The organism is Nocardia aobensis NBRC 100429 (assembly GCF_000308375.1).
Classification (GTDB): Bacteria; Actinomycetota; Actinomycetes; order Mycobacteriales; family Mycobacteriaceae; genus Nocardia; species Nocardia aobensis.
The window spans coordinates 43,451-55,639 of sequence record NZ_BAFQ01000090.1; the positions used below are offsets into that span (position 1 = coordinate 43,451).

Annotated in this window: 10 protein-coding genes and 1 pseudogene; 4 read left to right on the forward strand and 7 right to left on the reverse strand. The window is 69.3% G+C overall.

Annotated features, from left to right (window positions below):
- Positions 1-5: 5 nt before the first annotated feature.
- The 6 genes from RJ03_RS11545 to RJ03_RS11570 form a co-directional block, all read right to left on the reverse strand.
- Positions 6-914, reverse strand: a complete 909-nt coding sequence (locus RJ03_RS11545) for a 2-hydroxyacid dehydrogenase (protein WP_036501125.1) — start codon at positions 912-914, stop codon at positions 6-8.
- A 98-nt stretch (positions 915-1,012) separates the two neighbouring features.
- Positions 1,013-2,341, reverse strand: a complete 1,329-nt coding sequence (locus RJ03_RS11550) for a pyridoxal-phosphate dependent enzyme (protein ID WP_036501127.1) — start codon at positions 2,339-2,341, stop codon at positions 1,013-1,015.
- Positions 2,341-3,789, reverse strand: coding sequence for a type III PLP-dependent enzyme domain-containing protein (locus RJ03_RS11555; protein ID WP_036501128.1), 1,449 nt, complete (start codon positions 3,787-3,789; stop codon positions 2,341-2,343). The genes RJ03_RS11550 and RJ03_RS11555 overlap by 1 nt, the downstream gene beginning before the upstream one ends.
- On the reverse strand, positions 3,786-5,102 hold the full coding sequence (locus tag RJ03_RS11560; protein WP_245552246.1) for a heavy-metal-associated domain-containing protein: 1,317 nt from the start codon (positions 5,100-5,102) through the stop codon (positions 3,786-3,788). Before RJ03_RS11560 ends, RJ03_RS11555 begins: the two co-directional genes overlap by 4 nt.
- Positions 5,099-6,496, reverse strand: a complete 1,398-nt coding sequence (locus RJ03_RS11565; protein WP_245552247.1) for an aminotransferase class V-fold PLP-dependent enzyme — start codon at positions 6,494-6,496, stop codon at positions 5,099-5,101. The genes RJ03_RS11560 and RJ03_RS11565 overlap by 4 nt, the downstream gene beginning before the upstream one ends.
- A gap of 147 nt (positions 6,497-6,643) precedes the next feature.
- On the reverse strand, positions 6,644-7,204 hold the full coding sequence (locus RJ03_RS11570) for a DUF2599 domain-containing protein (protein WP_051024575.1): 561 nt from the start codon (positions 7,202-7,204) through the stop codon (positions 6,644-6,646).
- Between the two features lie 132 nt (positions 7,205-7,336).
- Here RJ03_RS11570 and RJ03_RS11575 point away from each other — a divergent pair, with 132 nt between their 5' ends.
- Both RJ03_RS11575 and RJ03_RS11580 read left to right on the forward strand, forming a co-directional pair.
- Positions 7,337-8,425 carry a TerD family protein gene (locus tag RJ03_RS11575; RefSeq protein ID WP_036501130.1) on the forward strand — a complete coding sequence of 363 codons (1,089 nt, stop codon included), beginning with the start codon at positions 7,337-7,339 and terminating at the stop codon, positions 8,423-8,425.
- A gap of 198 nt (positions 8,426-8,623) precedes the next feature.
- The gene (locus RJ03_RS11580; protein WP_036501131.1) at positions 8,624-9,103 is read left to right on the forward strand and encodes an HAD-IIIC family phosphatase; all 480 of its coding nucleotides are present in this window, start codon (positions 8,624-8,626) and stop codon (positions 9,101-9,103) included.
- A gap of 57 nt (positions 9,104-9,160) precedes the next feature.
- On the opposite strand, the gene RJ03_RS11585 is transcribed toward RJ03_RS11580, so the two are convergent.
- Positions 9,161-10,876 carry a GMC oxidoreductase gene (locus tag RJ03_RS11585; protein WP_036501132.1) on the reverse strand — a complete coding sequence of 572 codons (1,716 nt, stop codon included), beginning with the start codon at positions 10,874-10,876 and terminating at the stop codon, positions 9,161-9,163.
- A 256-nt stretch (positions 10,877-11,132) separates the two neighbouring features.
- Between RJ03_RS11585 and RJ03_RS11590 the strand changes: the two genes are divergently transcribed.
- The gene (locus RJ03_RS11590; RefSeq protein ID WP_036501133.1) at positions 11,133-11,840 is read left to right on the forward strand and encodes a TetR/AcrR family transcriptional regulator; all 708 of its coding nucleotides are present in this window, start codon (positions 11,133-11,135) and stop codon (positions 11,838-11,840) included.
- A 108-nt stretch (positions 11,841-11,948) separates the two neighbouring features.
- Positions 11,949-12,189, forward strand: a pseudogene (locus RJ03_RS38075) (hypothetical protein); the annotation flags it as partial.

Consider the following 12,189-nt stretch of genomic DNA (forward strand, 5'->3'; position numbering starts at 1 on the left):
TCCGATTACCGTGTGCTCACCAGGTTGTCCGGTATCCGTCCGGTGAGGAACCGCTCGATCTGGGCGGCGGCCACCGCGTAGGCGCGGCTCGTGCTGTGACTGCCGGCGCCCGCGACATGCGGGGTGAGAAACAGTCCCGGCGCACCCCACAGCGGATGATCCGGTGGCAGCGGTTCGGGATCGGTGACATCGAGCGCGGCGCGCAGCCGATGCGAATACAGTTCGGCGACAAGGGCTGCGGTGTCGACCACCGGCCCGTGCGAGACGTTCACCAGAATCGCGCCGTCGGGCATGCGGGCCAGCATCCTCGCATCGGCCAGCCCACGGGTGCGGGGGGTCGCCGGTACCGCCAGCACCACGATGTCGTGGTCGGGCAGCAGTGCGGGCAGCTCACCGACCGGGTGCACTCCCGCCCGCGCAGTCCTCGCCACGATCGTCACCGGCGTCCGGAACGGCGCCAGCGCGCGGATCAGGGCGCGGGCGAGATCGCCGGCGCCGACGATGAGCACCTTCTTCCCGTACAGGGTGCCGGTGGGGCGGGTGGCCCAGCGGCGTTCCTGCCGGGCACGGGCGAAAACCGCGAAATCGCGGCACAATGCAATCAGCGCGCCCAGAATCCATTCGGCCACCCCGTCGCCGTGCGCGCCCCGCGCGTTCGACAGCAGCACCCCCTCGGGCAGTGCGCCCACCCAGCCGTCGGCGCCCGAGGTGAGCAGTTGCACCAGACCCAGTTCCGGAAGCCGGTGGGCGAGCGCGACCGTGTCGGCGCGGGCCGGGAAATCGGGAATCAGCACCCGCGCCGCCTCGGCGCCCGGCGGCAGCACACCGTGGCGATAGCGCAAGGCGGTCACACCGTCGAGATGCGCCAGGGCCGCCACCCCGATCTCGTGTGGTACCAGCACCGTCACCGCCATACCGAACCACGGTAGCCGTGCTCACCGCCCCCTTCACGCGCGTGCGGGGGCGGTGGCGGTGGGAAGGCGGTGTGCGGGCAGCGTCCGGACGCCGATGCTCAGATCGCCGGTGGCGCCGCGCTTTCCAGGTCGAACCCGGCGTCGCGCCAGGCGACGATGCCGCCCGCCAGGCTTGCCGCATCGTAGCCCGCGCGGGCGGCCGCGGCGGCGAAGCGGCGCGACAGATCACCCACGGGGCAGACGAAAACCAGTGGGCGCGAGCGGGAGAACGGCACGCCGTGGGCGAACATGTCGTCGAGTTGGTCGTCGCGGATGTTGATCGCGCCCGGGATGTGCCCGATCCGGTAGGCCATCGCACCGCGGGTATCGACGATCGTCGGGCGGCCGGTGGCGTCGAGTTCACGCAACTCGCCCGGGGACAATTCGCGGACGGCGTCCAGTTCCGTGTCGGTGGGTGCGGGCACGACGGAACTCGTGCGGCCGAACAGGTCCGGGCGCCGCTTCTTGATGTAGGACAGATACGGTTCGATGCGGTCGCACACGATCAGCACCGCCACGACCGGGGACGGTCGCGGCGGCAGCTCGCGCAACACCTCCAGCGCGGCGGCGTATCCGGCGCCGCTGGTGGGGCCGGCGAGAATGCCGTAGCCGGTGGCCAATTCGAGGGTGGCCTCGATCGCCCGGGCCGCGTCGATCGTCACGATCCGGTCGTAGAACTCCGGCTGGAACAACCCCACATCCCACATCTCGGTCTCCGACCGGATACCGGGAATGAAATCGCCGCGTTGCGACACCACCGCGATCGTGCGCAGCTCGGGATGATGTTTGCGCAGATAGGTGGCGGTGCCGCGGGTGGATCCGGTGGTGCCGAGTCCGCCGATGAGGTAGTCGGCGCCCATGCCGGCGGCGGCAAGATCGTCGTGGATCTCGCGCCCGGTGCCGTGGTAGTGGGCGTCGATGTTCTTCTCGTTGGTGTACTGCGACGGATGATGGTAGGCGCCGGGGTTTTTCGCCATCGTCGTCTCGATCACCGAGTAGACGTCGTTGGGGGTGGTCGGATCCGGGCATTCCGACAGCCCCGGCAACTCCTCGATGCGCGTGCCGAACAGTTGCAGCAGATCGCGCACCTCGTCGACCTTGATCCGGTTGGTGACCGCGTGCAGGCCCACACCGTGGCGGGCGCCCAGCAACCGCAGCGCCTTGGCGGTGTTGCCGCTGGAGGCCTCGATGAGGGTCTGCCCGCGGGCGGTGATCTCGTCGAGCTCGTCGCGGATCATGCCCCAGGCGACGCGGTCCTTCACCGAACCGAACGGGTTGTAGAACTCGAGCTTGGCATACAGTTCCACCCCGGGCAGCCGGTGCACGGCCGGATCCAGCCGCAGCAGCGGTGTATCGCCGATCAGGCCGGTGATGTCGTCGTAGCGCATCACGACCTCCCGGGACGATAGTCGGCGTCGGGCACCACGTGGAAACCGTCGTCGCCGTAAGTGACGGCCAACTTCGGTGGCAGTGGATGCATCGATGCGCGCGCTGCCGACAAATCCATGTGATAGGCGCCGGTATTCGGGAAAACCAGCAGATCACCGGGCTGCGGCAGGCGCGGCAACCACACCTTGTGATTGCTGATCAGATCGCGTTCCAGGCACAGATGCCCGCCGATGTACACCCCGACCGGACCGCCGGGATCGTCGGCGGCGCGGTCCGCGGATTCGGGTCCGGGCAGCAGCAGCGGATCCACCATCACCTCCTGGTCGGCGGGCGTGATCGTGTCACGTCCGATGTCGACGGTCACCACGATGCTGCCGTCGACTGTGCGTTTGACGAATTCCACGCCCGCCACGGTGATTCCGGCATGGTCGGCCAGCGCCTTGCCCGGTTCGCACCACAGTTCCAGCAGGTTGTCGGCGAGTACCCGCGCCAGCGGTTGCCCGCCGTGCGCGGCCAGGGGTGCGGCGAGCAGGTCGTCGAGCATCCGCGGCCCCGACATCGTGTTGGCGTATTTGTGGAAGATCGGGATGCCGTGGGCGCCGGTGTCGTCGACGGTGTAGCCGAAGGTATTGCCTGCCCAGCTCATGGGCTCGCCGCGCCCGATCAGCGATTCCCGCAGAGCCAGCGTGTAATGGTCGAAGCGGTCGGCGTCGGCGGTGAAGACCTGGCGGAACCCGCCGCCGATGTCGAGCACCGTGGGGGTGAGGCCGTGGGCGTAGGCGCGTTCGATCCAGCCCAGGCACGCCTCCATCGCGCGCACCCGTTCACCGATATCGCCCGAATCGAGATGAAAAGCGAAACCGCGCAGGCTGATTCGATCCCGGCACTGGGTCAGCAGCGTCAGCTGTTCGGCTACCTCGCCGGGGCCGATGCCGAACCGGCTCACCGCCACCTGCCCGCCGGGGCCGGGGAATCCGCTCAGCCGCAACAGCACCGGGATCGGTGCCGACGGATCGGCCAGAGCCGTCAGCTCGCGCAACTCCCACGGATTGTCCACGTTCACCGTCACACCGGATCCGGCGAGTGCGCTCAGCAGCCGCCTGCCCTTCGGCCCGGTCACCTCGATGTCGGCGGGTGCGAATCCCACGTCGCGGGCCGCGGCGAGCTCTTGGGCGGAGGCCACATCGACACCGATTCCGGCACGGTGCGCGGTCGCCAGCAGCGCCCGGGAATGGTTCACCTTGTGCGCGTAGCAGATTCGATGGCGCAGCCGATGCCGCATCGCTACGGCTCGGAGCCGTCGCAGATTGTCGAGGTAGACCTGCGGGAACAGCAGATGCGCCGGCGTGCCGAACCGGGCGACGGCCGCGGTGAGCGCATGCGGGCAGTCGAGATAGGCGCGGACCAGCGGATGCAGCAGCGCCGGTAACGCGGGCGGTGCGCTCATTCGGCCGGGCCCGGGGCCGCGAGGGTCGGGTTGTAACCGCTGTCGCGCAGCGCTTCGAAGGCCCGGTGCCGGTTGCGGGCGCTGCGGAATTCGGCGCGCACCCGTTTGCTGATCAGATCGATCTCGTGCACCGCGATCTGCATCGATTCCAGTACGCCGCCGATGGTGCGCACACAGTGTTTGCAATTCATATCCGGCACATAGAACAGATGGCCGGCCGTGCCCGCGAGATCGCCGGTGGCATCGGGTGTTTCGATGATGTCGAGTCCGGACACGGTCTGGGTGAACAGATCCACGAACCGATCGACCACCTCGGGCAGCAGACTGTAGTGTTCGCCGTCGACGCGATGCGGCATCGCCGCCAGGCACGACGGGCGCGCCCCCGGCGGCAGCAGCGCGTATTGGCGTGAGATCAGGTCGAGTTCATCGTGATATCTGGCGATGGCCGCCTCCACCGACAGGCCCTCCTCGGTCGTGGCGCGGCGCATCACGGTGTGGGCGTCGTGGATGGTGGCGTCCTTCATCGCGCGCAGGGTGGCGATCGTGTCGGCGGTGTAGCGGACGGTGCCGTCGGGCTGGTTGTCGAAGGCGGCCGCGATCATGCCGCGCCGATAGGTGGAGGCCTGCTGCTCCCAGTACCAGCGGGTGGCGACCGCGGCGAAGATGCCGGAATCGCGTAGCCCACAAGCGAATTCGGTGGCAGTCCGATACGGTGTGGACTCGGCCAGCAGCGCGTGCTGTGCCAATGCCCGGCCGGTCGCTTCGATGCCCACGCGCAGAACGTCGATCGGATCCTGATCGGTGGTGGTCGCGCCCAGAACCGCGCGGTCGTGCGGGGCGAGCGCCGCGATCCGTTCGGCCAGCGCGGTATCGGTGTCGAGGCTGTGCCACAGGGCGAGCACGGTTTCGCGGACCGCGACCGGCACGATCGGCCCGAGACCGCCGGCGCGGACGTGGCCGGTGTTGGGAATGCCGTCGCTGTCGGTCCACACCACCCGATGGGTGGCGCTGGTGACCTGATCGGCGCGGCACGGACGCATGAACGACTCCAGATACAGCCGCTGCGACAACGTCAGATGGCTGCCCGGTTCGGGCCGCAACGGTGTGCGGGTGACCGCGACGGTGCGCGCCGCGGTGGGTATGGCGGCGGTGAACAGACCGGGACGGGCCAGTTCGGCGAGGATCCGAGACGCGGTGCGGCGATCGTAATCCGACGCGCTGCCCTCCGCCGCCGTGTCCACGGTGGCCCCGGAGTCCGGGCGGGGATCGGCGGTGGAGACGGCGGGCGCGGCGGATTCGCGGCGTGTGGTCATCGGACCTCCGTGGCGATGGTGGTGAGGCAAGCGAGGAACCGGTCGATCTCCTCGGTCGTGGTGTAGACATGGGTACTCACGCGTACCGAATCCACTTCGGCCGCAACCACTTCGGCGTCGTCGGTAGAGGCGGCGGCGCCGGAGGGGACGCAGTGCGCGCCGGTGCGCACGAGGAAACCCAGTTCCGAGAGCACGAAGCCGAGGTCGGTGGCGGTGATGCCGTCGAGGGTGAACGACACGATGCCGTATCCGGTATCGCACGGGGCGTGTGCGGGTCCGGGCAGCAGGCGCAGCCCGGGCAGTGCGCGCATACCGTCCACGAGGCGGCGGGTCAGCATCCGGTTGTGCTGTTCGACGGTGTCGATACCGATCGAATCGAGTACCCGCAGGGCCTCCCCGAGAGCCAGGATGCCCGGGATGTTGTGGGTTCCGCCCTCCAGGCGATGCGGCATCCGCGCCGGCAGCAGCGCCGAATCCCGCACGCTCACACCGGAGTTGCCGCCCGGCAGGAACGGGCCCAGCTGGTCGTGGATGCGGCGGTGGCAGAACAGCACTCCCGTGCCGGGCGCGGCGAACATCTTGTGCGCCGACAACACCGCGAAATCCGCGCCCAGCTCCCGCACGTCGACCGGGATGTGCCCGCCGCTCTGGCTGCAGTCGAAACACACCGACACCCGGGGGTCGAGCCGGCCGCGCAACTCCTCGAGGGTGTTGCGGGCACCGTAGACGTGGTGGAGGTGGCTGACGGTCAGCAGCCGGGTACGTGGCCCGAGTTTGGCGGCGATGTCGTCGATATCGGCCTCGCCCAGCGCGGTGGTCCGGTAGGGGACCAGCCGCACCCGGCGGCCGAAATGGGCCAGCGTGGCCCGCAACTGCAGCCACGGATACACGTTGGAGGCGTGATCGCTTGGGCTGTAGAGGATTTCGTCGCCGTCGGTGAGGGTGGTCAGCCCCCAGGCGACCGCGACCGCGTTGAGGCCGGCCGTCGCGCCCGCGGTGAACACCACCTCGTCGGGCTCGGCGTGCAGGAAGCGGGCGGTATCGGCGCGGACCTGTTCGATCGCGCGGGTCAGCGTCGTCGCCCACGGATAGGTGCCGCGTCCGGAATTGGCGGTGTGGCGGCGGTGATAGCCCTCGATCGCCTCGATCACCGGCAGCGGTTTCTGAGTGGTTGCGGCGCTGTCCAGATAGACGGGCCCGTCGCCGGTGAGCGCGGGGAACAGGTCGCGCACGGCTGCCGGGTCGCGCGCTGCGGCGGTCTCGGTGTGCGCCCGGCCGGACGGTTCACCCGCAGGGGGCGAAGGGATCCGGGCGGTGGTGTGCGCGGGAGTGTGCGCGGAGGCCGGGGCGCTCGCCGGGTGGGCGTGCGCGGGCCGAGGGGTCGGCGACCGCAACGTGACGCTCCCTTCGGCTCGTACGCTGGCGACCATATCCACGATACCTATCGCCGCGGAGGCCTTCGAACCCGATCGCGGACAACGCATTTCACCGGTCGATCGTCCAGGAGCGCGGAACGTGGTCGGAGCGGGAGAGTTTCGCGGTCAGTTACCGGCCGGATCGGGGCCGCCGGGATTGCACATCGCCTGGACGGTGGCCTGGTAGCCGACGGCCGGGCGCCACGGCTCCAGATTCCAGCTCGGCTTGTTCGGCGCGACCATTCGCGCCCACACCCAATGACATTCGAATTGGTCGTACATACCCGGCGAATCGGCGTCGGGGGAGTCGGCGAGCACCTCCGACCAGGCGCGGTCCAGGGCGGCGGGGAATTGGTCGGCGCGCCCGGCGGCGGTCGGGTAGACGTGCAGACGGCGGCCGTCGGGATCGTCGGTCCATTCGGTGTGATCGATCAGCGGGCTGCCGGCGAAGGGATCGGTGGTGGGTTCGGTGGTCGGCGCGCCGCCGCTCGGGCCGGTCGGCGCCTCGGAGGGTGTCGGCGTGGCCGTGGTGGTCGGTGTGGCCGTGGTGGTTGCGGGCCCGGCGGATTCGGTGATCGCGGAGTCGTCGCTGCCGCATCCTGCCACCGCGAGTACGGCCGAGACCACCGCGGCCGCCGTGGCCCACCGCGGCCCGCGAGCGGGTGCTCGTCGCGCCCCCGACCTCATTCGTGTCCCTTTCGACGTCGCGCTCCACCGTCGCTGCTCACGCTACCCGCCACGCCCGGGCGTACCGGAATCGGCGGGGCGGACGCGCCCGTGTTGCCCGAATACCGCGGGAACTCGACGTAGAGTGGAAGGGTGGCCGCTCAGTTGACCAAGGGACAGGTGGACCGTCTGACCCACGACGAGGTCGTCGTATCCGTCCGGCACAGCGAACCCGTCGATGTTTCGGCGCTGCTGCTGAATTCGGCCGGCAGGGTCCGTGACGAAACCGATCTGATCTTCTACAACCAGCCCGCCGCGCACGGGGTGCGCCTGGCCTCCGGGCGGCCGGAGCTGTCGATCGGATTGCGTTCGCTCCCACCGGAAATCGAGCATGTGCGGATCGTGGCCTCGCTCGAGGATCAGCAGGATCGCTTCGGTGACCACGCGCCGCCGCAGCTGATCGTGGCCGATCCGAGCGGAAATGCGGTGTACGAGTACACCGTCGACGGCCTCGGTGAGGAACCGGCGGTGATCGTCGCCGATCTGGACCGTGTCGGCAGCACCTGGCAGGTGCGCCCCCTCGGGCACGGATTCCCGGCCGGCTTCGCGGCACTGGTGACCGCGCACGGGGTCTCGGTGGGCGGCGGGGCGGACGATCTGCCCTATCGCGGCCCGGCGGTGCTGGCGCCCGGCCAGGAGGTGGCGCTCAACCAGATCCGCAAGGGTGAGCTGTCGATGGTGAAGATGGGGGTCGGGTGGGATCCGATGAAGGTGCACGGCCCGCGCGGGCTGCGCGCCCTCGAGATCGACCTGGACGCCTCGGCGCTGCTGTTTGTGGGCCAGACACTCGTGGATGTGGCGTTCTACCAGCAGCTTTCCTCCCGCGACGGTGCGGTGCGCCACTCCGGGGACAACCTGACCGGTGACGGTAAGGGCGACGACGAGGTCATCACCGTGGACCTGGCCCGGCTGCCGGCGCAGGTGACGTCGGTGGTCTTCGTGGTCACCTCGTATGCGGGGCACACCTTCGAACGCATCCGAAACGGCTACTGGCGCATGATCGACGGGTCCTCGACCGCCGAGCTGGCGCGGGGCAATCTGCGCGGCGGCGGGCCACACACCGGCATGGTGGTGGCGAAGGTGTATCGCGACGGCGGCATCTGGCGGGTGGCCTCGATCGGCGAGCCGATCCAGGCCGGGCATCCGGTGGAAGCCGTCCCGCTGGTGATCCCGACGCTGTGAGCCGCGCCGCGAGCCAGTGGTTTGCCAGGGCTGGTGTGCGCGGCCCCGCATCCCTACTATGACCTCTCGCGGGACCGGCCCAGGAAAGCGGGGGCTTGTCCGGCACAATCGGTACCTGGATGGTGGCGGTGTACCCATCGGCCGTGCCCGCGGGCGTGGCCGAGGTGGGTGTTGAGGAGAGTGGACCGTAGGGGCGAGATGACAGCACCGGCAGTGAAATGTCTTGTCTGGGAACTGGACAACACCATGTGGGACGGTGTGGTCTGCGATTCGACCAGTGGTGCGCTACGCCCGGACGCGGTGCGGGCGCTGCACACCCTGACCGGCCGGGGTGTGATGCACGCCGTGGCCAGCCGTGGCGAATGGTCCTGGACGACCGACAAATTGGAACGTCACGGCCTGCACGGGCTGTTCGCCGCTGTCGAGGTCGGGTGGGGTCGCAAATCGGCGGCGATCACCCGGATCGCGGCCCAGTTGCGGATCGAACTCGACGCGATCGGCTATATCGACGCCGAGGCGATGGAACGCAGCGAGGTCGCCCACGCGCTACCGCAGGTGCGCTGCTATGCCGGGCGGCACGTCGACGTGCTCGCCGCGCTGCAGGAATTCCGGGCACCGCTCACGTCCGCGCCGCCGCCGACCTCGCCGATGGGTTTCGCGCACATCTCCGCGAACTGATCCGGCCGCCGTGGCGAGATATCGCCACGGCGGCCGGATCGAGGGCGCGCGGATGAATCAGGCGCTGTCGCGATTGATTTCGACGATCGGCAACACCAAAGCCGCCGGCGCCGAGGCCGGAACTACGGGCCGGCGCGGCGCGATCGGGGAAATGCGCTGGTAGGGGCTGTCCTGCGAAGGGCGGGTGTCGTTTTCGCCCTTGTTCGGCCACAGCGCGGCCGCGCGTTCGGCCTGCGCGGTGATCGTCAGCGACGGGTTCACACCCAGGTTCGCCGATACCGCCGCTCCGTCGACGACGCTGAGCGTCGGATAGCCGTAGACGCGATGGTAGGGGTCGATGACACCGTGTTCGGGGTCGGCGCCGATCGCCGCACCGCCCAGGAAGTGGGCGGTCAGCGGGATGTTGAACACCTCGCCCCAGGTGCCGCCCGCGGTGCCGCCGATCTTTTCCGCCACACGCCGGGTGACATCGTTACCGGCCGGGATCCAGGTCGGATTCGGTTCGCCGTGGCCCTGTTTGGAGGTCAGCTTGCGGCCGAACACGCCCCGCTTGGTGTAGGTGGTGATGGAGTTGTCCAGATGCTGCATCACCAGCGAGATGACGGTGCGTTCGCTCCAGTCGCGCACGCTGAGCATGCGCAGCAGGGTCAGCGGATGGCGCAGCACCTCCAGCAGGAAACGCAGCCAGCGCGGGATCCGGCCGCCGCCGTCGACCATCAGCGTCTGCAGCAGCCCCATCGAATTGGATCCCTTGCCGTAGCGGACCGGTTCGATGTGGGTGTCGGGGGTGGGGTGGATGGAGGAGGTGATCGCGACACCGCGGGTGAAGTCGCGGCCGGGATCGACGGTCCGGGTCGCCGCGCCGAGAATGGATTCGGAGTTGGTGCGGGTCAGCTCGCCCAGCCGCGGCGACAACTTGGGCAGAATTCCCTTGTCGCGCATGTCGAACAGCAGCTTCTGGGTGCCGCGGGTGCCGGCGGCGAGGACGACGTGCCCGGCGGTGTAGGAGGCCGGTGAGCGGCGGATCTTCGCGCCGGTGCGGCGGGTGTCGACCTGCCAGCTGCCGTCGGGCAGCGGCCGCACCGCGGTCGCCGTGGTCAGCGGCAGCACCTGCGCTCCGGCCTGCTCGGCCAGATACAGGTAGTTCTTCACCAGGGTGTTCTTGGCGCCGTGGCGGCAACCGGTCATACATTCGCCGCATTCCAGGCAGCCGGTGCGCTGCGGGCCGACGCCGCCGAAATACGGGTCGGCCACGGTCTTGCCGGGCTCGCCGAAGAACACCCCGACCGGGGTCTGCACGAAGGTGTCACCGACACCCATGTCGTCGGCGACCTGTTTGAACACCTCGTCGGCGGGGGTGATGTGCGGGTTGCGCACCACGCCCAGCATTTTGGTGGCCTGCTCGTAGTAGGGGGTCAGCTCGGCGCGCCAATCGGTGATGTCGCGCCACTGATTGTCCTGGAAGAACGGCTCCGGCGGAACGTAGAGGGTGTTGGCGTAGTTGAGCGAGCCGCCGCCCACGCCCGCGCCGCCGAGGATCAGCACATCGCGCAGCAGGTGGATGCGCTGGATGCCGTAACAGCCCAGCGCGGGCGCCCACAGGAATTTGCGCAGGTCCCAACTGGTTTCGGGCAGTTCGTCGTCGGCGAAGCGGCGACCTGCCTCGAGAATGCCGACCCGGTAGCCCTTTTCGACCAGGCGCAGCGCGGTGACGCTGCCGCCGAATCCGGAGCCGACGATCAGGACGTCGAAATCGGTGTCGTGTGCGGTCATGGCCGCTCCTGCGGGGTGCGGGCCATCCGCAACCGGTCGGCCCCGGGAACGGGCTGCGCATGGTGTCTCATCGGGCCTCCGTGAGTGTGTGTCGCCGGTGACGAATATCAACGCTACTACCGAGTATTTTAGGTGTGTCTCTCGGTACCCCTAAATGGTGTCTCGCCTGGTCGGCGTGCAGATCCGGGTATGACCGGAATCGCCAGATCGCCGATCACTCTGGTAAGCACCGCTCTCTATATGGCAGGCTGGGAGCATGAGCACACCCCGATCCCGCGCCCGGGCCCGCACGATGGACGAAATCGTGCGCATCGGCCGTGAACATCTCGCGGTGCACGGCGCCGCGGCGCTGTCGCTGCGCGCCGTCGCCCGCGATCTCGGCGTGGTCTCCTCGGCGGTGTACCGCTACGTGCGCAGCCGCGACGAACTGCTGACCATGCTCGTCGTCGACGGCTACACCGAACTGGCCGACGCCGTCGACGCCGCCCTGGCCGGCGCCCCGGCCGACGGCGCCGCCAGGCTGCGGGTGCTGGCTCACGCCGTGCGCGACTGGGCGCTGGCCGAACCGGCCCGCTACGGACTGCTGTTCGGCACCCCCGTCCCCGGCTACGACGCGCCCGCCCAGGAGACCACCGCCCCCGGCACCCGGGTGATCGGATCCCTGCTGACCATCGTCGAAACCGCTTGCCGCACGGGCGAACTCGCGACCCCCGAGCCCGTCCCGGCGGCCCCGGCCGAACTGGCGGCCGACATCGAACGCATCCGCGCCGAATTCGGGCTCGAGATGCCGGACTGGGCGATGGCGCGCACGCTGACGGTGTGGACGGGCCTGTTCGGGGCGGTCAGCTTCGACGTCTTCGACATGTACGGCGCGCAGACCTTCACCGACCGCGCCCAGGTGTTCGACATCCACCTCGACAACCTGTGCGCGATCCTCGGATTCCGCGCTGCCGCAGCGGACTAGCCCGCGCGGCGGGTATGCATTCGTGGCCGTCATCGTGCAGGATGTCACAACCCGATAAAGCTCATTCTCAGCTTTCCCATACCCGGGAATGAAAGACTGAACGGCGAAATGAACGACGAAACCGAACCGATCCCGGTGGTGGATCCCCGCGCCGGCAGCGGTCGATCGCGGCACGCGCGGCCCGACGACGAGTCGCCGTCTGATCGGTCCGGTCGACATAATCCGCGCAATGTCCGGGCGGGCACCCCGCCCTGGAGTCGCGGCATCGCCACCCCCGCCGACCAGCGCGACAGTGAGCGCACCCGGCGAGCGACCCCACCCCCCGCGCAACGTCCGCCACGACGTGAAC